The following is a 21,114-nucleotide window of genomic DNA, read 5'->3' on the forward strand; positions in this document are numbered from 1 at the left end:
AGCGTCAAACGCTTCTGCCTGCGTGCACTCGAAGCTGAGCCAGAGACAACACCTTTGCAACGAACTTCAGACGCAGGACACTAGCTCTTCGACACAATCAAAAATTGCTGTTATGATATCTGCATCGATCGATATAGGAGCGGATCCATGATACGCCGAAATCTGCTGCTATTCAGCATGGCAATCCTTCCGTCGACGGTCCTTGCATGCGACCCAAATGAAAATTGCCGCCGATGCCTTATATCGGCATTTGGAAACTGCATAAAAGAAGGAAACGATCCGATTTGCGAGGCGAGAAAAAAGACGTGCCAGATTATACCACAGTTAGTTGACACTCCCGGATCTCCATTCGGTCCAGGAGGAATTGCTGCAAGCGGTGGTCCAGTCCCTTTGAGAGTCCTTAAGACCTGCGCGGAAAACATCACTAGCTGCCCGTCCGCTGTAGTGGCGCAATTGTCTTATGAAGCAGTGAGGCCAATTGTTGATAGTTATCGCGCCCATCTATCAGCCCAAGCGAACGGAAAGTGGAAATCATTGCCGAAAGACTTCATAGATGCTGTCAAATCATATTATCTCAACGTCAATCTCGACAATGTAAGATATGCAGAAAACATTTATACTATTCATGGTCAAGCTATAACTATCGGAGATGAAATATTTATACCTTCAAACATGGACCTTGGTCAACCTGATGGTAAGAGGCTCATGCTCCATGAACTTCAGCACGTGGTTCAGTACCAGAGGCGTGGAGGACCCGATCCTTTTTTGGCCGAATACATTGCTAAATCGATTGGCAAGATAGCTGAACGCCGCAGCTTTAATGTCCACGATTACATTGATTTGGAAAATGAAGCTAATAAGAAGGCAGAAGAAGTTTACAATTCTGTGCGGGCGTTCCAACCGCAGACGATATCGAGGCCTTCGGTGGGCGGAGGAGTGGCAAAATATTATAACCCACAAATTCAAAATAGAACCATTGATGCTTGCATAAAATCAAATAGATTTTCTGAAAATACCGGCACACAATGCACCAAATCAGCGCAACAGCATATCGCTGATGCGTTTTGTGCTAATCAAGGAAGATCGACTGCGATCGATTGGACAGATACATTTACGGGCGTCTTCCAGCGGTCTGTCAAGTATGTCAACGACCAACCTGGATCATCAACTGGTCAATGGCGAAACGACGATCGTGGAGGAGCAATTTTTACGAGTATCAGCTGTAGCTAATGCACTGACGCCTTCAAAAGGTACACCGCGCTCGCCAAATTGTTTTGTGATTGCAGGTGGTTGCATGATACGTTCGTCGGTGTCAATGCACTAGGAAGGGGCGGTATTGATCCGGCTGATCGCAAAGCGATGCGAGTAGGTTCCATACGCCCCCCTTATGCGAGGGCGAGCAGGATCCAGAGAGGCGGCGTAGATGCCCTCCGGGGCGTCGAAGCCGCCAGCAGCCCAGCGCCAGGCGATCGGGCCGGGGTCAAGGCCCTTGCGGCTTTGACCCCGGTTCGGACGGCGCAGCCTCTTGAATTAGACCGCCAGCCTCATCGCCGGCGGCAGCCGCTGCAATCGCCTCAGCCGCCTTGCGCAGATCCTCGACTTGGCTCACGTCCGGTCCGCATCGGGGCTCCATCGCGGGGCGACCGAGCCGGCCAGCATCCGACTTGCGTCAGTACGTCGTGATCGCTGATTGCAGCTTCGGATCGATGTGGCGAAGCCAGGCGTAATCGGGAAAGTGAAGACGGTCCTCCGTCAGAGCGGCGGAAGCGAGCGCCGAGACGGCTGAGGCGAGATCCGGCTTGTCCTTGAGCACCTCGTGGACCTGTTTGAGCACGGCGGGCACCCGTCCGGTGCTTTCGGTGATCGCGAGGAGCAGGTGGCCGTACAGGGTCGGCCGCAGGGTGGCGGGCAGCTCCGCTTGCGGATCGGCGATCTGCCGGTCTGCGGCCGTCCTGGCGGCCTTCAGGACGGTCTCGCGCGCCTTGCGATCGGTGATCGGTGCCAGCGCGTCGATCGTCAGGAACAGGGCGGCGGCGAGGTGCCAGGGAATGTCCTCGAGCACCGTCTCCACGACCGGAACATTGAGGAGATCGCGGATCTCCCCAAACCGATTCGGGCAATCGGCCGGATCGGAATTCACGCCCTCGTCTTCGCCGGGTAGCTGCACCAACCGGCCGGCCGGCATGAACTGGCGGCCGATCGCCGGTTGCGCAAAGCCACCGTCCGGCAGAGTGATGAGTGCGTCGATGTGGTGGCGGCCGCGCTTGCGCCAGGCGAGATAGCCGATGAGCGCCGTCAGCAGGGCCGCCACGAGGCCGAAGCCGGCGCTCGACTGGTAGATCGACACGAACGCGAACGGCCTGCCGGCCGGCATCCCGGTGAAGTACCGGCCCCAGCCCGTGAACCGCCACAAGGTAGCGGTCTCGATCAGCCGCAGGGCGGCATAGGCCCGCCCGAGGATCGGCGAGAACGTCCACCACAGGAGGCTGAGCACGGCCAGCGTCGTGAACGCGACGACGCCGAGGCCGACGATCCTGGCGGGCGAGACGGACTCGATCGGCTTATCATGCAGGGTCGTCATCGCGTCGGACCGAGTTGGGGTTCGTTCGGAGAGAGCGTCTGCGCTTGCGCGAGCGTTTGCTGACGGTCGTCGGCGACGACGGCCTGCATCAGCGGCTTGAGGACGGCACGTACCTCGTCGAGGTCCTGGCCCTTCGGCAGGAGGTTTCTGGCCTGCTCGGGACTGCCCGTTACCAGCACTGTAGACGCCTCACGGCCGAAGCGCTCGATCAGGGTCTTGTCGATCTGGCGCACCTCGGCAACCAAAGCGGGATCGGCCACGATTTCACGAGCCGACCGGGTCTTCAGCGCGTCCGCGAGTTCCGGGCTCGGGCCTGGGATCTCGATGCGGTTGCGCAGGGCGTCGTCCGGTCGCTGTCCGGCGAGAAGCCCGTAGGTCGCCGGGATCAGTACGCTCCCGACCACCTGGCTGCGCGCGGCCTCCGCGCGGGGCTGGGTCCGGTCCAGGCTCTCGTCGTTGCGCAGCACCCGCACGTCGACGCGCGCGTTGTTCTCCGGCATCACGCGGAAGCTGCTGAGCGGCACTGCCGCGATCTCGCGGTCCTGACGCACCAGGGCATGGTCGTAGTTCGTCGCGACCACCTGGCCGCGGATCTGGGTTCCGGGCTCGGGCAGGACGATGCGCGGCGCCCCCATCAGCCGCACCGCCTCGAAGGCCTCGGCCGAGAGGCGGCCGACGACCGGATGGGCGCGCTGCTCCTCCGAGTACCGGGCGGTCCGGACCATCTGGGTCAGGGGCTGGATCTGGCCGCGGGTGGCGAGCACCAGCTTGTCGCGGGTCTCGCTCGGGATCCGGTTGATGAGCGCCTGGTCGAGCGGCTGCTTATGGTGGCGGGCATACTGCTCCATGAACGCCAGCAGGGTGCGGGTGTTGCCCTCCCGGTAAGGATGGGCCTGGAACAGCGTCGCCATGGTGTTGGCGAGACGCATCGCCGGCCGGTTCTCCTTGAGGTTCCCCAGCTCCTCGCGCCCCAGTTTCGACAAGGCGGTTCGCACCTGGTCGTCGATCTGCGCCGGCGGCGTGTAGGCGACGCTGCGGCCGTTCAGAACGATCTCGGGCTTCCACAGCTCGACCGTGCGGGTCTCGCCCGCCCACGGGTAGATCTCGCCGAACAAGCGCTTGTGGATCGCCGCGAAATGCGCCTGATCGAAGTTCCCGAGCACCGGCTCCTTGAGCATCTGGCGCAGGGCCTGGAACGAGACGATCTGCTCGCGCTCGGCCAGCGCCTCGGGGTCGCGGATGCCGGCGGTGTTCCGGAGGGTGTCGGTGCCCTCGTAGACGTAGGGATCGCCGCTCACGCCTCCGCTCCCTTGGCGCGGGCCCGGCGCGCGTCGAGGGCCTGGAACACCTCGTCGTTGGTCACGAGGCCGGCCGCGGCGAGGAGGGCGCCGAGAATGACTGGTGGGCTCATCTCGTTGGCCGAGCCGCGCATGATCGCGACCGCCTGCTCATCCTCGGGGGTAGTGAGCGCGCGGACGAAAGGCGCGAACTCGCCCTCGTCGACGCCCGAGGCGACAGCATTGAGCAGGGTGAGGGCATCCTCGCGCCGGGTCACCAGCGGCGGCAGATCGCTATAGCTCATGGGTCACGTTCCTCGGTTCGGCCTGGCCGGTCCGGCGGCTCGCAGGCAGCGTCTCTCGATCCGTCATCAAGACGGTAAAAACTCTCGGTTGTCCTCTCTCTCCTACCCTTACCCATCGTCGCCGCGGCGCCAATACGGACCGCGTGTCCTGGGTGTCACAGCGTCACCCGGTGATTGTGCTTGAGGCGATTATCAGCCCCGATGGTCCAAAGGCGGGTGCCGTTACAGCGTCGGCCCGGGATCGCGCCCACGGTCGAGTTCCTGACGCTCGTCCGCGGCCTGCTGGGGCTTCACGTCGAGGCGCTGGTCGAGCTCGCGGCGCAGGACCTTGGCGATCAGATGATCAAGGCTCCCCTCCTTGAGATAGGAGGCGACGAACCCGCCGCCGGACAGGATCTCCCGCTCTTCGTTCGTGAGCCACTGCGACGGTCCAAGGCCCTTGTCCACCGTTCGCCCGATCGCCCCACTGGCGCTGAACCGGCGCGCCACGGCCTCGGCGAAGGCCTCGATCTCCGCCCGCTGCTCGGAGGTCGCGACCGCCTTCGCAACCACGGCATCGAACGCTCGCGGATCCGTGCCCGGAGTCCTGGCTATGGTGAGCAGCGCCGCGGCGGCGGCCGGGGACAGGCCCGGCACCTCGATCGCGATACGACGGCGGTAGCGCTCCTCCCCCGGTCGAGCTTCGTCGGCGGCGCGCGAGAACAGGTTCTTGAGGTCGATGGCAGTCCTCTTGATGCCATCATAGGCGCGTTCCGCTTTCTCGCGTTCCTCCTTCGCCGCCTTCGGGACGAACCAGCCCGTGCGACCCCGCAGGCCGCCATAAGCCCCGGGATCGGCCAGCAGGGCGCTGATCCGCGAGGTGTAGCCCTTTCCGGGGGTGCGGAGCTGGGCGTAGACCGCGTTGAAGAGGGTGCTGGGGTCGTTGACCGCCAGGCGTGTCTCGTAGCCCAACATGTCGAGTTCTTGCTTGAGATCCCGCTCTGGATCGACCCGACTGCTGAGGCTCGCATCGATCGCTGCCTGGTCGTAGGGAACGGCGGCGAGGAACGGCTTGAGCGGTTCCGCAGGAGCCGCGGTCGCAACGGCGACGGGACGAGTCGCGGCCACGGCCTGCCAGGCCGCGGCGAGCCTGGCAGCGACCCCGTGGAGGCGGCGCCAGCGCGTCTGCGCGGTGACGATCATCGTGCGCGCCCGCTTCACGAGCGCCGGCATGAGAACGGCATGGCCGTTCAGTCCGCGGCGCTCCGCGAAGGCCGAAGCAAGCGCCCGCAGGTCCTGCGGCCGCACGCGGTCGGCGGTGTCCTGCTCGGCGTGCTCGAGGCGGTCGAGGACCTTCTCCAGGGCGAGGAGAGCCGGCGAGGCCGAGGTATGGGCGAGGTGCGCATTCCAGTCGTGGCGACCGGCAATCGAGCCGGGCTCGGGCTCGGCCAATCCCGACACCGTGCCGCTCGTTTCGAGCCGGCCGGCGAGGGCACCGAGCCCCGCGGCGACGCGCGCCGCGTCGAGCAGCGGAACCGGGTTTTGGCTCGCCGACCCGGCCGCTTGGTCGACCACCTCGGGCGCCCGCGTCAACGCCACCGCCGCCTCGCGAAACGCGGCCTCGTCGGCGTAATCGAGGGTCGAGGATTTCGAGCCGTCCCGCGACAGCCGGCGCGACAATCCGTCGAGCGCGGCCTTGTCGAGCGCGTCCCGCGTGGGCTCGGGACCGAGCTTGGCCTTGCGCCATTCCGGGATGAAGTCCGCGTGCGCACCGTGGAGGACGACGGCGTGACGATGGCGCGTCATCGCCACGTAGGCGAGGTGGCGATCCATGCCGGGCGTTGCCAGGACATGGACCCGATCCAGGGTCGCGCCCTGGCTCTTGTGGACCGTCGCGGCGTAGCCGTGATCGAGGTTGTGGTAGAGTTCCGCATGCACCTCGATCCGCTCGCCGTCGCCGCGCCCGTCCCGGTCGAGCCTGACCGTCAGCCGGCCGCTCGAGGCAGCCTCGACGGTCGCGAGCATGCCGTTCTTCACGCCGAGCTGGCGATCGTTTTCGAGGAACAGCACTCGGTCCCCCCGAGCGAACATCCGCTCGCCGCGGGCGGTGACGAAGCGAGCCTCGTTCTCCAGGCTGCCGTCGGCCTTGAGGGCGGAACGGGCCATGGCGTTGAGCGCCAGGACGTCGACGTTGGTCTGGGCGAGGATCAGCGTCTCGCTCGCCCGGCCGTCGGGCTTGAGGCCGAGAAAGTCCGGCTTCCATGCCGCGATCAGCGCGTCCCGGGCGGCCTGGCGATCGGGCGAGAACCGCACCATGCCGGCCTCGCGGTAGACCCCGAGCGCGGCGGCGGCCTCGCCCCGGGCAAAGGCCACGCTTGCGCGCCGCATCGCCGGATCGACCTGGCGCCAGATCTCCGACAATTCGGCGTAGCCGATCGTCTCGACGATCGCGCGAAAGCCGGCGCCGGCCTCGATCGGCTGGAGCTGCATGGCGTCGCCGACCAGCACCAGCTTGGCGCCTCGCCGCTCCACCTCCTGGACGATGCGCGAGAGCTGCTCGGAGGCGACCATGCCGGCCTCGTCGAGCACGAAGACGTCGCCGGATTTCAGGAGGTCGCGCTCGCTCTTCCAGGCCAGCTCCCACGAAGCCAGCGTGCGGCTGGCGATGCCAGCGCTCCGCTGCAATCCCTCCGCGGCCTTGCCGGCGAGGGCGCCGCCGACGACCTGATGGCCGGCTCCGACCCACGCGGCCCGAGCGACACCGAGCATGGTCGACTTGCCGGCACCGGCGAACCCGACGACCGCCGCGATCCGCTCGGGCGCGGTGACGTGGCGAACCGCTTCGCGCTGTTCCTCCGACAGCCCCGGCCGGGCGGCAAAGGCCCGGTCGAGAACGCGATCGGGCACCCGATGGCTGATATCCGCGTAGAGCCGGCCGACGTCGGCCTGCATCGCGACCTCGGCCCGCAGCAGCGCCCGGGTCGTCCAGCGCGCCGGCGACGTGACGCGCCCGCTCTCGGGGTCGAAGACCTCCTCGGCGACGGCGACGAGGTCGGGCGACAGGCCGAGCCTGAGCCGCACCGCCTCGAACGCGGCCGGATCGTCGATGTAGCGGAAGACGACGCGCGCGATGTCGCGTTCATCGAACACGGACTTCTCGCGCGAGAGGATCGGCAGCAGGGTCGAGGGATCGTCGATGATCGCCTGCGCGTTCCGGAGCCGCTTCTGCTTCTCGGCCTCGACCCGATCGGAGACCTTGCCGAGCGCCGCCATGTTGACCGCGTGGACGCCGATATGCTCGGTCGGCTCGATGCGGATGCCGGCCTCGATGTGGGAGCGATGGTCGATGCGCAGGTCGAGGCCGGCCGCGGCGAGGTGGGCGTTCGTGACTTCGGCCCACGAGCGCCGCCACTCGACCAGGTGCTTCATCGGCCCGGCCAGCGCCTCGTAGCGCGGCTTGCCGTCCGGCCGGTAGACGACGTTGCCGTCGCGGTCGCGGGCCACCTCGTACTTCCGCGCGAAGCCCTCCTCGGTCATCGCCCGCAACGGGACCATGACGTGGATGTGCGGGTTTCCCTCGACATCGTGCAGGGCCCAATCCGCGACCAGCCCCTTGGCGGTGATCGCTCCCGCGACCCATTCGCGGGCGAGCGCAACGTTCTCGTCGAGGGTCAGCTCGACCGGCAGGGCGATGTTCATCTCCATCGCGAAGCCGGTGCCCTTCAGGCCCTCCTTCTTCTCGACGGCGTTCCAGAGGTAGGCCGAAGCGCCGTTTTCGCTGCGGCCGTCGATGCCCTTGCGAAACCAGGCCGGGACGTTGGCCGGCAGGCTCAGCTCGGTGTGGGCGACGTGCTGCTTGCCCTCGTAGGAGATGATTTTTCCGTCGGCATGGCGCGACATGGTGGCCGCACGGCGATAGGCGGCAGAGGCGACGGCGCTCTTGCCGGCGCCCGCACTGATCACCTGTGCGGAGAGATGGTAGATGGCCAAGCGAGGGCTCCCGAGCTTGGCTTGTATCAGCGAATCTGACGCAGGGAAATGCCAGTTTCCCATTAAGTGCGCCCCTTCGTGAAACTCAGGCGACTTTGCGGAGGCGCTGCGCGCCGTAGCTCCGCTTAGGAGAGGCCCCACCGGGGCCGAAGGATCGATCCGGCAGGGCCGGCCAGCGCGGCGGGCAATCGGACGCAACGGCCGGGAGGTCGGGCGGGACCATGGACGGGAGCGCCATGGTCGAAGTGGCCGGATCCCCGCGGCCAGGTCGGGGCCGCCAAGAGGAGGAGCTTGGCCGTAGCTCCGCTTAGGAGAGGCCCCTTCGGGGCCGAAGGATCGATCCGGCAGGGCCGGCCAGCGCGGCGGGCAATCGGACGCAACGGCCGGGAGGTCGGGCGGGCCCATGGACGGGAGCGCCATGGTCGAAGTGGCCGGATCCCCGCGGCCGGGTCGGCGCCGCCGGGAGGATGAGCTTGGCCGCATCCGGGGGTGCCTGAAGCGAGGCCATAGGAGTGAATGATGGGCTCGGTCGGGGCGGCACCGCCGGCTGTCGACCGCATCCGTTGCGCGCCTGGAGCGCTGGTCGGCACACGATGGAATGTCGACGTTCGAGTGTGACGCTGGGACAACGGAATGCAAATCCGACCTATCCCTTTTATGTTATATCATGACGCAGCGTTTCCCAATCTCGTCACCGATGTTAATGAACGATCTCCAACGGAAAGGGAAATCGGCATCCATGGCCAGGGTGAAAACGCGCGCAACCCTCCTCCTCGAGATCGAGGAAGCGACCAAGCGGCTCAAGGCTTACGACAAGGCCGAGGCCGAGCGGATCGGCAATCTGGCGCTGAAGGCCGGCCTCGCTTCGATCAGCATTCCCGAGGAGGTGCTGGTCAGGGCGCTCGAGGAACTGGCGGCCCGATTTCAAGCGGAATACCCGGCGGTGGCGGAGCCAAAGACAAAAGGACGTCGAAGCGCTGGACCGGCTCAAGCGGGAGCTGATGGCCAAGCGGAGTGAGGAGCGGAGCCAAGACGCTCACCGGAAGATCAAGCTCGGCGGCCTGATCGTGAAAGCGGGGCTCGCCGACATCCCGACCAGCGTCCTTCTCGGGCTCCTGGTCGAGGGGCGTGATCGCATTCGCGACCCTGGCGAGTTCGAACGGCTCGCTCGCCTCGGGGACAAGGAGTTCAAGACATGAAGTGGATCAACGGTGCCATCGCCGTCGCGATCGGCCTCGCTTTGCACCTCGCGTTCACGCTGGTCCTCGCACCTCTGGTCGGGGCATTCTACGTCGTCGAGCCTGGCCATTCGATGATGGTTCAGGCCATGCGAGTGGCCAGCGTGGCGTTTCCTGCGCTCCTACTGTTTGCCATCTGCGGGCTCGCCCGGACCGGGGACAGCGGCCGTGTGGTCGCGGCGCTCTCCTCGCTGTTCCTAATCGGCTTATGCGTCTGGACCGTGCGCCAGGAAATCGACCGACTGACCACGTTGAACCCGGGCGGCGACACCCGTGCGCTCCTGCGCCAGACCGACATTCCGCTGTTCTGCGCGGTGTGCTTTGCAGGCTTCGTTGCCTTCGTCGCACCTGTCGTCTCGCTGGTCCGGGTGCGGAAAACGACCCGCGGCTACAACAAGCCGATCCGCTCGAAATCGGCCGCCCACGGCGATGCCGAGTGGGCAACGATGCAGGTCGCCGGCGAGCTGTTTCCAGAGGATGGCGCCCTCGTGCTCGGCGAGCTGTACCGGCCTGACCTCGACCCGAAGAGCCAGTCGCGGATCTTCGATCCGAAGGATCGCAAGACCTGGGGCTCGGGTGGGCGCAAACCCCTGATGGGGTTCAACGCCGATCTCGGCTCCGGGCACGGCCTGATCTTCTCCGGATCGGGCGGGTTCAAAACTACGGCGGCCGTGATCCCGATGCTGCTGTCGTGCCCATGGAACTGCGTCGTGCTCGATCCCTCGACCGAGCTGTATCCGATGCTCGCGGACTACCGGCGCAAAATGCGTGGCTCGAGCAACCGCCGTCGCGTGTTCTGCATCACACCGAAGGATCCGAAGAGCGGGTTCAACGTGCTCGACTGGATCGGGCGGGGGGAGAACTCGGCCGAGAAGGACATCGCGGCCGTGGTCGGCTGGATCGCCACCGGCCAGGTCAAGCGCGCCGATCCCAACGACTTCTTCCGCAACTCGGCGCTCCAGCTCATCCGCGGAGTGCTCGCCCATATCGTCCTCAACGCGGGCTTCGACGCGACCCGGCCACGCACGCTACGCACCCTGCGCGAGATCATATCCGAGCCCGAACCAGACTTCCTCGAGCGGCTGAGTTATATCCTGCGGTGCGAGGAAAAAGACTCGTTTGCGTCCCTCGCGCTTGGGCCATTCAAGTCGATGACGCCCCAGACGTTCTCGGGCGTCTACGCCACCGCGGCCGACCTGACCAACTGGCTGTCGTTCAAGGAATATGCCGCGATCGTGTCGGGCGGAAAGTTCTCTAGCCTTGACCTCATCGATGACGACATCGACGTGTTCGTGGCGCTCGACCTCCAGACGCTCCAGGACTATCCGGGCCTGGCACGGGTGATCATCGGCGGGCTGATGAACGCCCTCTATCACGCCAATGGCGAGGTCAAGGACCGCGTCGCCTTCATCCTCGACGAGGCGGCGCGGCTCGGCAACATGAGCCTGCTCGAGGTCGCCCGCGACGCCGGCCGCAAATACGGCATCGTGCTCGTCATGGTGTACCAGGCGCTGGGCCAGCTTCGCCAGCAATGGGGCGACAAGGACGCCGTCTCGGCGTGGTTCGAGTCGACCTCGTGGCAGAGCTTTTCCGCCGTCACCGACGGCGAAACCGCCAAGATGCTGTCGGAGCGTTGCGGGTATTTCACGCAGGAGATCGTCACATACAGCCAGCAGGCGCGCACGGGCAAAGGCTCGGGTGGTGTGAGCGTTTCGGTCTCAACGGCTCTCCATAAACGCGCCCTCATCATGCCCGACGAGATCATCAACACGATGCGACGCGACGAGCAGATCCTGTGCGTGCCCGGGATCGAGCCGATCCGGTGCGGGCGGGCGATCTATTTCCGGCGCGACGACATGAAGAAGCTCGTTGGTGAGAACCGTTTCTTCCTGCGCGAAGCGCAGGAAGCGGAGGACTACCTGGCCGAGTTCAACCGGGCCCAACAGCAGCAGCAGCATGCGGCCTGATGGCCGCTCGCCGCGGCCCTGGGCGCGGCGAAACCCGTCTGTCGGACGGGCTCGACGTCCGCCCGAATGGGCGGGCGGCGACGGGGACGAACGATCTTTTAAAAGCCTCCCCGATCGAGCACGCCGCATGGTACGAACCAGCGTCGGACCTCCCTCCGGTCGGGAACGAAGGCCGCCCGAAGGCGGCCCTGGAGGAGGGGTTCAGACCTCCGTGGCGTGCAGGCCGATCGCGGCCTGGGCGGCCTTCAGCTGGGCCTGGGTCTCGCGCCGCTCGTGCGGGCAGGAGAGGGAGGTCAGCTCGGCCTTCAGTTCCTCGATGTGGGTGACGAGGGCGAAGCGGGCGGTGTCGGAGAGGGTCGAGGTGGGGCGCGGCATCGTCGGGGTTTCCTGAGGCGCTCGGGACCGTCCCTGCGCGATGCGACCCCCCAAACAGGCGGTGGCTCCGCCCGCACCCGAAGGGCCGGAGCGCAGCGGAGGACCGGCCGGACTGGCGATTTTGTCCCGCGAGGAATGGCGCGCAGCGCCAGGGGAAAATCGCCTGGCCGGACGGTTGCGGGCGGAGACGCCGTCTGTTCCCTTGTCGCCATCGTGTTGGGACGGTCCGTCGCTGTGGCGACCTCGCTGCCGCGCTTCACCGCCGGTTCCGCTTGGTCGCGTCGACTGGCCACGACGCGGGCAGGACGCAAGCGGGCTGGCCGTTTCCCAGGCTCGCCGCGGCTCCAGACTGGCGCGGGAGGGCGCCCTCCAACGCACCGCCGCCGCTCGCGATGGCGCCCCGGGCGGGCCGCCGCTGGCACCGCCCTCGCCACCTGGGGCTCCCTCGCGTGGGCAGGGCCATTCCAGCCCGGCGCGGGATCCTCCCTCACCGCTTGCCGGTCCGGCAATCGGTGAGGGGCGGCACTGCGACAGCGTTGCCGCCGCCTCTTCATCCGGCTCCGCCTGTGCTACCGTTACGGCAGTACAACAACCCTAGGGCAGCCATGGCTTCCGACGTATCGTCACGACCGATCGGGCTTCCGGCGTGTGGTGCGGCGCTCCACCGGATCGCCGCGCAACTCGGCGTTCCACCGGCCGCCTTTGCCGACCAGGAAGCCCCGCTCAAGGCCCATCGCGAGACCGCCACCCTTCTGCGGGATTGGTCGACGATCACCAACCCGGCCGACTGCCAGCAGGTGCTCGACCTCGTTGAGGCCCTGGCTGCCAAACGCGCGGCCCCGCCGGTCTGGACGCCGCTCAAGGCTGTCTACGACGGCGGCACGATCGTCCATCTCGACGTGGCCGGAACGGCCGACCTTCGGTTTCTGATCGGGTCGGGTGAGTGGGTCATCACGGCGGTCGGCGTCGACGACGTGGGTGAGCTGATCGAGGCCTTCAGCTTGGCGGCTGGGGAGACCGTCTCGTGCGTCGCGCCCCATCTCACGGTGGTCCAGATCGACGGTGGCGAGGTCCTCTACCGGACCGCCTACCGCGAGGTCCGCATGCCCCGCGCCGTCTACGATCGGATCGCCGGCATGGTTGCCTCGCTCATTGCGGATCCGGCCGTTCGAGCCGCGGTCGAGGCGGCTTCCATGGAAAAGGCGGCCGCCACGCGGGCGGCGGCCTGGATGTACGCCCCGGGGTAGCGGCTCAAGCCACTAGGGTCAAAGTTCGATCAGCTTGACCGTGCGAAGGGCTGCTGTGGGTGAGTAGCGGCGGTTCAGGCGGCAAATGCCGAACGGCAGGATACGCCATGAGCGGAAGTTAGCTCGACGCCCAACAGCAGACGTTCAGCCGCGCAAAGCCAGCTATCTGGTATTGACTCTACACAGACGGCGTGGATCAGTTGTGGCGGCTCTGAATGGTCCAATGCGGAACTCGACGTCCACATTCCAACTTGATCCCCGCCTGTCGACAGCCCGGATGGACAGCGGGCCGTATAACGGCAAGATCGTAAATCCATCCATGGTGTCGAACAAGATGGCTGCTGCTAGGGATAAGGGCAACTCGACGCTAGCATCGCGTTTCAGGTTCGCAGAAGACTCTTCTGGTCAGCTAGCAGGGGGCTGGGCCTCTCACCTTCACAGTGCGGTAGGCGTCGCGGACGGTGAGCCATATCTTCTACGCATATTCAAAAAGACGGGTACCGCGCTCGATGATGATCTCCGTGCAATCGTCACTCGCGGACAGAGACGGATACGGCGAGTGCTTTCGTCACTTCACGCCCGAGACGTTTTGGTGGAGGTGGTTGAAGTCGCGGAAGACCACCTAGAACTTGCCATCCTCATGGTGGAGCCTGGGAGTCCAGTCTCTGGGGCGTCGCACCGCCGCAGGACGAGGGAGGGCAGATTTCTAACGAGCGCGAGCCGCGGCATCTTCTGGCGAAACATGCTCCGCGTCGCCGAAGCGCTCACGCTTTGTCATGACGCAGGCATCGTGCACGGGGGGGTCGGCATCAATTCGATCTTCTCGCATCGAGACGGCAGCGCCGACTACCGACTCGGTGGCGTCGAAGCTTGCGTCCACATTTCCGACAGCAACCTCAAGGCATCTGAGCATTTGCTTCGAGGCTCTGCCGCGATTTCATTCCGGTAGGATTGGATGGATTTGGCTGCCGTTGCGCGAACGATCCTGGACCTCGAGGGGGACACCCCGCCCCAACTTCTCTCCGTCGAACGCCGAATTATCGAGAGGCTGACCAGTCCACCGCAGTTTCAGCTCTTCGATGGCACTGTTGTTCTCAACGAACTGCAAAACGTCGTTGCCGAACTCGATCGGGTGGGTTCGAGTTCGGACGGTGAGCTCGTTCTCTACCCTTCACGAGGCGCCGTTCAGAGCGATCTGCCGGCGCTCGCTTCGGGGACCATATCCGCATCCGAAAGCGCCTTGATCACGCAGTTTGTCGCCGACGATCTGCTCTCGGCCGATGTCCGCCTAGTCCCGGTCGGACAGGACACGGCACGTCTCATGACCGACCTGGCGGTCTACAATATACGGATCATGAGTGATGCGGTTGGGATGGTCGAAGGGGCGCACAAGCGTCGTTCGAATGAATGGATGCACGGTGCCGTCGATATCGTGCATCGGCTGCACCTCTCTCGAAATCGAGCAAGTGCCGAAGAGCGGGTCCAGAATCTCGGGCCGGGAGCCAAGCGGTGGCGCGAGCTTCTCGAGCCTGCGCGGTCTGCCGACGGCACGATCGATATTCCAGTTTGGTTCTCCCTCATTTTGTTGGAAGCCTTCACCCTTCTGAGGGAGCAGTTTCGCCTCTATCCCGTCGATGTGCTTGCGTCAGCCAATGCCGATGCGTCTATCGTCTGGCTAGCGCCCAGAGATGTCGCTGAGCGCGAAGCCCATCGCGAGACGATGGGACTGCGCAAGGGTGCCGACGCGCTGCGGCGAGAGCTGAGTCACGATGACGGCAAGGCGAACTGGACGCTGTCGCAGTCGGCAAGCCTCGCGATGGACCGTGATCGCGCGCCCGAACTCAGCTACGAGGGCAGCGGCCTCGTAGAAGGGGTCGCAGCGCTCGCCTTCGGAACCGATCAGGCGATCCCCGTCGGGCAGCGCCTTTATCTTCGTCCCCGCAGGGATACTGGGACCGAGCGGGCTGTCCGCCGTCGGCTTCGAAATATTGTCGCCGCACGATCAAATGTCGAGCTGCTCAGGGCGTTGGATGACCCAGCCCAAGTCGCCATGTATGAGGCGTTGCGCGACATCGCAGCACCGGGCCTGCCACCGAGCGACGCCGACCTAGAGCGGTCCAAGATTGAGGCGTGGGATGCGATCGTTTCCGGTAGATCTATCAATGTCGTCGTCGGGCCCCCCGGTGTCGGCAAGACATTTTTGATTTCGCACCTCATCAAGAGCATACTGCACGAGACTCCCGACGCCCGCATTCTAGTATCATCTCAGAACCATGAGACGCTCGTTCATATGGAGGAGGAGCTCCGCAAGTTTCTCCCGGTAGCTGCAACCATCGTCGTCCGTGTCGAACGATCGCGTTCCAGTGAGAAAGAGAGCACGCTGAGACGCAGCTCGACCTCCTTACTCCGCTCGGTAGCGAAGCCAGATCCGGCGAGTGCGGCGGTCATGACCAATCAGCTTCATCAGATTGTACAGGCGCTCAAGCCTGTCGATACTTCTGAGCAGTCGCTCGCCGACCGTGCCCTTCGCGATACCGACAATCTGATGCTACGCTCGTCGGACGTGACACTGGCGACAACCTCGTCACACATTCTAGAGGAGATGATAACGGATGGTGAGCAGTTCGATTGGGTTTTCATGGAGGAAGCTGCGCGGGCCAACGGGGCGGAACTGATCGGAGCGCTGCTCCTCGGCAATCGCCGCGTGATGATCGGCGATCATAACCAGCTGTCACCCTTCGATGCGTCCGATCGCCGGAAGTTTTACGAAGCCAGTAGAGCCAGCGCGCTCCTTCACGATGCCAAGGAAAAGCTGTCCGCGATCCCTGACTTGCCGGGCGAGGTGGAGATCGCCCTAGATGCGCTGAAGGCCGACCCGTTTCTGCTCAACGACGTTCTTGCCATTGCGTCCCGCCTCGAAGAGCCGTTCAGATCCATCGCCGAACGGGAGGAGACCAGAACCTCGGACACCCGCAAAACCAGCGCGATCGCCACCACGTTGCGCGAGCAGAGCCGCATGCATCCGGCCATATGCGAATTGGTTTCCAATACGTTCTACGAGCGACGATTGTTGTCCTCAGAACGTGTGAAAGCGCGCCGCCAAGCCGTCTCATGTGCTGACGGGTTTCCTAGTTCTCCCTTAATCATTCTGGACTTACCCTCGTTGAGCACCGTCAAGAGGCGGGCATTCGAGCAACCGGTCAAGCGCTCAATCCGCAACGAGGTCGAGGCAAGGGCGTTGCTGGCCGCCCTCAAGAAGATACGGCCAGTCATCCAAGAGGGCGAGCGGGTCCCGACGCCCGTGGTCTTGTCGCCATATCTGGCACAGGTCAACTATCTCGAGCGGCTGCTTAAGCCTGAGCTCACTGTATCCACGGGCACGCTGTTTGGCTTCGCCAGCCCGCGGGGTGATGGGAAGTTCGTATACACCAGCGACAGCTTCCAAGGCGGCGAGGCCGATCTCGTCGTAGCCAGCCTCGTTCGCAATAACGTTCTCGTCGGCTCGAGAGCGCTCGGCTTTATGTAGAACCCTCAGCGCTTGAACGTTCTACTCAGTCGAGCCAAACACAAACTCATCCTTGCAACCAGCCGTCAATTCGTCCGGAATGCAGTCGATGGTATTGACCCCGACGCAGTCGACGACGAGCTTAGCTTTCTGCGCGTCTTGCTCGACGAACTGATTCGCTTATCAGGGATCGAATTTCCAGCTGTCGGAAAGGCTGTCTCGATCATACCTGTCGATGAGCAGGGAAGGCTGCACGGGTGAACAATATCTACATCCCGGCATGGCACTACCGGGCGCCCGGCATCGTCCAGCGGACATGGGGCTGGAGCCCGATCGAGGAGATGATCCTCATCTCGCTCGATCGGAGCCCAGGAACGATTCATAGCGTATCCGAGGCGCTGGAAATCCCCCGCCAAGTCGTCAGCTCCACCGTGGCTCGGCTGATGCAATTTGGGCTCGTCGAGGTGCGACTATCGCCACAGCCGGTCTTGACCACCAGCGCCATTGGCCGAGACTTCATACGCTCCGGTCAGGCGCTCCCGGAACGAACCGCCGATCGCGAGATCGGCATCAGCGTCGTTTATGAGAAAGTCGGACAATCAGTTTTCAGGACCAAGGACGTCAATACAATCTCGGTCGCAAAACTTCCCGCAAAGGGCCTGATCGTCAGATTTCCGGAAGGTGAACCACCTGAGACGCACTATTCGATGATGCAGCGTGTGAACGAGTTTATGATCGTCATGCTCAGGCCGGGTGAATGGCTGCGCGGCGTTCAGGCTACGAGCTCCTTTCTCGAGGCGCGATTTCTGGTCCTCGACCTCTACGAGATCGGAGCCGGTGTGTTCCCTCAGGGCGCGAGCAGCAGGCTCGTCGAGGCTCTTCTCGCGACGATCAGAACCGGCGTACTGCCGAAGACGGCGCTGGCGCAGCCGCAGCACCGTATATCCATTGCGACGCGCCTCGAGGCCGATCAACTTATTGTCGGTGCCGAGCAACACCTGCAGCGCTTCGAGCAGATCGTCAAGGCTGCCAAATCGGACGTATTCATCCTGTCTACTTTTGTTGCCGCACAATCTGACGAGCGAGGCAGAGATAGCCGGGAGCGTATCGTGCGAGCCCTGGAAGATGCGTGCAGGCGGGGCGTCAGATGCCATCTCTTCTTCGGCACTTCGCTCGATCGCGCCAAGCACGCCACTGCCATGCAGGAGCTGCATCTCCGGTTATCAGCGGCGCGGCATGCGCGAGGCTACTTGCTGGTACAGAGGGATCCCGTCGGCAGCCATGCGAAATTTTTGGTCGCCGACGATGGTCGCGACAGCGCTGTCGTGTTGATGGGATCGTGCAACTGGCTCCACTCTCCGTTCTCGGCCGTCGAGGTCTCGGCTGAGCTCACTGAGACCAATGCGGTCGCAGAGGGGTTAGACTTGCTACGGCAGATCATTTCCAACCTCTCCAGCGCCAGCCGGTCCGTGGAAACTCTGCAGTTCATGGCCTCCGAACTGCGGCGCTCGCGCAAAGTGTTGTCGACACCCGACGGCGCATAGGTCCCGGCCGTCACGCTGACGATCCTGCTAGCCGCCGATCACGAGCGTCTGCTCCGTCTCGCAGCTCACGAAGCGCAGCAATGCTTCGTCTGCTGCACAAACAAGGTTGGTGCGAACATGGTACCAGCCCTGTTCGATCCGGCAGAGGTCGCGGGCCGCAGGATCAGCGATGTCCGGATCTACTATTCGCGCCGTTCCGGCCCGGTTAAGCGCAGCCACGTGACGAAGCATCGGCAACGGCTCCACGGCTCGGTGGAACTCATCGGTGCGGCAGAGCCGCAGTTGCATGCGAAGTTCCTGGCTTGGGACCGGGATCACGTCGTCGTCAGCAGTTTGAACTGGGGTTCGCAGTCGGGGCTTGAAGACAATCCGCTCGACGAACTCGGTTTATATCTGGAGGGGCCCGAACTGGCGACCGCGCTGCTCGAGAAGTTTGAAGCCGAACTCGGATAACGGCCGTCGCGCTTCATTCCCGAACTGCGCCGGCAAATCCAATGAGCAAACATCGCAGCAATCGGCATCGACGAGCCGAAAGCAGACCTTCCGAACGTCGCGTATGGGTCAACAGCGTGGATTGCGCGAGCAACACCAGAATGTCCGAGTGGGGTCGAAAGCTGACGCGCGCACGCTCAAGCTGATCGGGTTTTGACCCTGACGACGATCCCGCATGCCGGCCGTTCTGGCCGCTCTCGAGGCAGCTTCCAGATAAAAGGCCGCCGCCACGCGGGCGGCGGCCTGGATGGTCGCCCCGGGGTAGCGGCTCACGCCGCTACCTTCACGCCCCGCATGACGGGGATCCCCTTGGCCGTCGCCTTGTCGGCGAAGTTGTCGCTGATCCCGCCCCCGGGGAAGTGCACCAGCCCCATCGGCATCTGCTCCAGGATCTGATCGTTGCGCCGGAACGGCGCGGCCTTGCTGTGGCGCTTCCAGTCGGGCTTGAACACCACCTGGGCGACCCTCCGGTTCTCGGCCCATTTCGCGGCGATCAGCTCGGCGCCCTCGCCGCCTCCGTGCATCAGCACCATGTCGGGGTACTTGGTCCGGACCCGGTCGAGCGTATCCCAGATGACCGTGACGTCCTGGTACTGCTTGCCCCCCGTGAAGGCGATCCGGGTGCCCGGCGGCAGGTGGATCTCGGTCTCAGCCCGGCGCCGGGCGCTGATGAAGTCGCGCGAGTCGATCATCGCCGCGGTCATGGTGGCCCGGTTGACCTTGGAGCCCGATCGCGGGCGCCAGAGCGACTTGGTGATCCGGGTGAACCGGTGGGCGGCGGCGTCGCGGGCGTACTCGAAGGCGTTGCGGCGCTCCGAGAGCGTCTGCCCGAGGGCGATCAGCCGCTCCAGCTCGACCGAGAGCACCTCGCTGCCGTCCTGCTCACGCTGGCTCTGGCGCTGCGCCTGCTCGTTTTCGTCGAGCTTGCGCTCGATCGTCTCGACCCGGCGGTGGAAGACGTTCACGAGCCCCCACAGCACGTCTTCGAGGTCGTCCTCCAGGCGGGTGCCGCCGAAGGCTTGCTCGAGGGCGGACATCGCGACATTGAGGGCTCCGTCCATCTGGAAAGCGCCGGGCAGCGGCCGGGGATCGTCGTGCTCCTCGAACGGGCGGTAGCCGGTGACCGCGAGCTCCTCGAGCAGGGTCGGATCGGGCTGCATGTCGTCGTCGAGGTCGTGAGACAGGTGGTCGAGCATCGCTGAGCTCCTCGGGTCCGGTCGGCCAGCGTCCATCGTGGCCTTCGTGGCGACCCAAGGCCGGGCTGGGGGCCTGGCGCACCCGCGCGGGCGTCCGCATCGCATCCTGGCGATGCGGCGGCGCGGGCCGGAGCGGAGCGGAGGACGGCTCTCGGCCGGCGATTTTGTTTCGCGATGCAAAGCCGCCCTACGGGCGGCGGCGGAAAATCGTCGGACGAGGGCAGTTGCGCCCAAGGTCCCCCGGGCCGGCACCAGTCGCCCTCTCGAAGGCCGTGGACGCCAGGCCCTCTCCCGGCCCCGGGCCAGCCCATGGATCGGTCCCCACCGGGACACCCGGTCTCAGGCTGCAACCGCGTCCCCCTCCTCGAACCGGAGATGGGACACCGCGTGGTTCGGATCGAGCTGGGGCGCGAGATGCAGGGCGAGATCACGCGGGCCGAGGTGGCACAGGTCGCGGTTATGGTCGTCCTCGCGGGGGTCGAGGTAGCTCACCAGCACGCCCGCGGCCTCGGCGCGCGCGCGCAGGATCGCCGCACCGCGCTCGCCGGCTGGATCGGCGTCGCGGGCGATGTAGAGCTGGCGCAGGCCGGGAGGGAGGATGAGGGCGCCGAGGTGTCCCCCAGAGAGACCGGCGACGTGCGGCACCGCCGGCAGGAGGAGCTTGAGCGACAGCACCGTCTCGACACCCTCGCCGGCCACCATCAGGTCCGGGACCGTGCCGGGAAAGCGCACGCCGTGGCCGAGCTGCTGGCCGAGCCCCCGCCGCGGGTCGCGCAGCGCGGCCTTGCCACGCCCGTCCGGAGCGAGCCAGGTCCGGCTCACGCCCATGACGGCGCCCGACAGGTCGGTGATGCCGGCGATCAGGGCCGGGTGCCAGGTGTCGGGGCCCGGCTCCTTCTGGGACGGCCGGTACAGGCAGCGTGGGTGGAAGCGCAAGGAGGGCTCGCCGACGGCATGCTCGAGGCCTCGCGAGCGCAGGTAGGCCGCCGCCGGGGTGCCGGCGAGCGAGCGGCCGTAGCCCCACAGCCGCCGGGCGGACTCGGTCGTATCGGAGGCAGGCGAGACGCTGCGGGCCGGCTCGGTCACCAGTGGCTCGGGCAGGCTGAGGAACGCCCTCGCCTCCGCCAGGGCCTCCTTCCAGCGGTTGCCGGTCTGAAGCACGATCACGTCGAGGAGGTCGCCGTGCTCGCCGGTCGCGGCATCGGTCCACTTGCCGCAGGCGCCCTTGCCGGTGCTCGGCCCGGTGAGGCGGACATACATCGATGCCCCCTCGGAGTTGAAGGCGTCGCCGACGCACCAGAACCGGCCGGAGCGGTAGCCGTTCGAGAGATAGCGCCGGCAGAACGCCTCGGCGCGGTCGGCGAGCTGGCGGGAGAGGTCTGCGGGGGTGGGATGGGTCGGCATGGTCGGCCTCCGAC

At 65.2% G+C, this 21,114-nt stretch carries 13 protein-coding genes and 1 pseudogene; 7 read left to right on the plus strand and 7 right to left on the minus strand.

Translation table 11 applies throughout. The features are described 5' to 3' along the window. The first annotated feature begins 147 nt into the window (after positions 1–147). Entirely contained in the window at positions 148–1,230 is a 1,083-nt protein-coding gene (locus tag BMX97_RS28670) for an eCIS core domain-containing protein (protein ID WP_091754627.1), read from the plus strand. A 439-nt stretch (positions 1,231–1,669) separates the two neighbouring features. Here the strand turns inward: BMX97_RS28670 and BMX97_RS28675 are convergent, their stop codons facing one another. From BMX97_RS28675 to traA, 4 genes are all read right to left on the minus strand, one after another. Further along, the gene (locus tag BMX97_RS28675) at positions 1,670–2,581 is read right to left on the minus strand and encodes a hypothetical protein (protein ID WP_091754569.1); all 912 of its coding nucleotides are present in this window, start codon (positions 2,579–2,581) and stop codon (positions 1,670–1,672) included. Further along, positions 2,578–3,879, minus strand: coding sequence for a Fic/DOC family protein (locus BMX97_RS28680; protein ID WP_091754570.1), 1,302 nt, complete (start codon positions 3,877–3,879; stop codon positions 2,578–2,580). Before BMX97_RS28680 ends, BMX97_RS28675 begins: the two co-directional genes overlap by 4 nt. Continuing rightward, positions 3,876–4,163, minus strand: coding sequence for a hypothetical protein (locus BMX97_RS28685; protein WP_091754571.1), 288 nt, complete (start codon positions 4,161–4,163; stop codon positions 3,876–3,878). Before BMX97_RS28685 ends, BMX97_RS28680 begins: the two co-directional genes overlap by 4 nt. A gap of 222 nt (positions 4,164–4,385) precedes the next feature. After that, positions 4,386–8,132: a Ti-type conjugative transfer relaxase TraA gene (gene traA / locus BMX97_RS28690; protein WP_143074738.1), complete on the minus strand. Its 3,747-nt coding sequence runs from the start codon at positions 8,130–8,132 to the stop codon at positions 4,386–4,388. A 739-nt stretch (positions 8,133–8,871) separates the two neighbouring features. On the opposite strand from traA, the gene BMX97_RS28695 reads away from it, so the two are divergent. Genes BMX97_RS28695 through BMX97_RS28705 form a run of 3 tightly spaced genes read left to right on the plus strand, consistent with a single transcriptional unit; the run spans position 8,872 to position 11,337 of the window. Then, on the plus strand, positions 8,872–9,150 hold the full coding sequence (locus tag BMX97_RS28695; protein ID WP_091754573.1) for a TraC family protein: 279 nt from the start codon (positions 8,872–8,874) through the stop codon (positions 9,148–9,150). Continuing rightward, entirely contained in the window at positions 9,134–9,331 is a 198-nt protein-coding gene (locus tag BMX97_RS28700) for a conjugal transfer protein TraD (RefSeq protein ID WP_091754574.1), read from the plus strand. The genes BMX97_RS28695 and BMX97_RS28700 overlap by 17 nt, the downstream gene beginning before the upstream one ends. Further along, complete coding sequence (locus tag BMX97_RS28705) at positions 9,328–11,337, plus strand: type IV secretory system conjugative DNA transfer family protein (protein ID WP_091754575.1); 2,010 nt, start codon at positions 9,328–9,330, stop codon at positions 11,335–11,337. The genes BMX97_RS28700 and BMX97_RS28705 overlap by 4 nt, the downstream gene beginning before the upstream one ends. 201 nt (positions 11,338–11,538) lie before the next feature. Here the strand turns inward: BMX97_RS28705 and BMX97_RS33225 are convergent, their stop codons facing one another. After that, positions 11,539–11,712: a hypothetical protein gene (locus tag BMX97_RS33225; protein ID WP_177202387.1), complete on the minus strand. Its 174-nt coding sequence runs from the start codon at positions 11,710–11,712 to the stop codon at positions 11,539–11,541. 605 nt (positions 11,713–12,317) lie between these two features. Here BMX97_RS33225 and BMX97_RS28710 point away from each other — a divergent pair. The 3 genes and pseudogenes from BMX97_RS28710 to BMX97_RS28720 all read left to right on the plus strand — a co-directional run bounded on the left by BMX97_RS28710 (position 12,318) and on the right by BMX97_RS28720 (position 18,461). After that, on the plus strand, positions 12,318–12,959 hold the full coding sequence (locus BMX97_RS28710) for a hypothetical protein (protein WP_091754576.1): 642 nt from the start codon (positions 12,318–12,320) through the stop codon (positions 12,957–12,959). 955 nt (positions 12,960–13,914) lie between these two features. After that, a complete protein-coding gene (locus tag BMX97_RS28715) occupies positions 13,915–16,485 on the plus strand; it encodes an AAA domain-containing protein (protein WP_244538693.1) in 2,571 nt (856 codons plus the stop codon). 236 nt (positions 16,486–16,721) lie between these two features. Continuing rightward, positions 16,722–18,461 (plus strand): annotated as a pseudogene (locus tag BMX97_RS28720) (phospholipase D-like domain-containing protein). Positions 18,462–18,769: 308 nt separating this feature from the next. Here BMX97_RS28720 and BMX97_RS28725 read toward each other — a convergent pair. Both BMX97_RS28725 and BMX97_RS28730 read right to left on the minus strand, forming a co-directional pair. Beyond that, positions 18,770–19,696 (minus strand): DUF2493 domain-containing protein, encoded by a 927-nt coding sequence (locus BMX97_RS28725; RefSeq protein WP_091754577.1) that lies wholly within the window; start codon positions 19,694–19,696, stop codon positions 18,770–18,772. Between the two features lie 339 nt (positions 19,697–20,035). Then, positions 20,036–21,100, minus strand: a complete 1,065-nt coding sequence (locus BMX97_RS28730) for a DUF7146 domain-containing protein (RefSeq protein WP_091754578.1) — start codon at positions 21,098–21,100, stop codon at positions 20,036–20,038. Positions 21,101–21,114: the final 14 nt, after the last annotated feature.

Origin of the sequence: Methylobacterium sp. ap11, assembly GCF_900110515.1 — a bacterium.
GTDB lineage: Bacteria > Pseudomonadota > Alphaproteobacteria > Rhizobiales > Beijerinckiaceae > Methylobacterium > Methylobacterium ajmalii.

Bases quoted from the DNA above. Each gene is read 5' to 3' on its own strand.
- BMX97_RS28670 (WP_091754627.1), top strand. From the start codon at position 148: ATGATACGCCGAAATCTGCTGCTATTCAGCATGGCAATCCTTCCGTCG.
- BMX97_RS28675 (WP_091754569.1), bottom strand. From the start codon at position 2,581: ATGACGACCCTGCATGATAAGCCGATCGAGTCCGTCTCGCCCGCCAGG.
- BMX97_RS28685 (WP_091754571.1), bottom strand. From the start codon at position 4,163: ATGAGCTATAGCGATCTGCCGCCGCTGGTGACCCGGCGCGAGGATGCC.
- BMX97_RS28695 (WP_091754573.1), top strand. From the start codon at position 8,872: ATGGCCAGGGTGAAAACGCGCGCAACCCTCCTCCTCGAGATCGAGGAA.
- BMX97_RS28700 (WP_091754574.1), top strand. From the start codon at position 9,134: ATGGCCAAGCGGAGTGAGGAGCGGAGCCAAGACGCTCACCGGAAGATC.
- BMX97_RS28705 (WP_091754575.1), top strand. From the start codon at position 9,328: ATGAAGTGGATCAACGGTGCCATCGCCGTCGCGATCGGCCTCGCTTTG.
- BMX97_RS33225 (WP_177202387.1), bottom strand. From the start codon at position 11,712: ATGCCGCGCCCCACCTCGACCCTCTCCGACACCGCCCGCTTCGCCCTC.
- BMX97_RS28710 (WP_091754576.1), top strand. From the start codon at position 12,318: ATGGCTTCCGACGTATCGTCACGACCGATCGGGCTTCCGGCGTGTGGT.
- BMX97_RS28715 (WP_244538693.1), top strand. From the start codon at position 13,915: ATGGATTTGGCTGCCGTTGCGCGAACGATCCTGGACCTCGAGGGGGAC.
- BMX97_RS28725 (WP_091754577.1), bottom strand. From the start codon at position 19,696: ATGCTCGACCACCTGTCTCACGACCTCGACGACGACATGCAGCCCGAT.
- BMX97_RS28730 (WP_091754578.1), bottom strand. From the start codon at position 21,100: ATGCCGACCCATCCCACCCCCGCAGACCTCTCCCGCCAGCTCGCCGAC.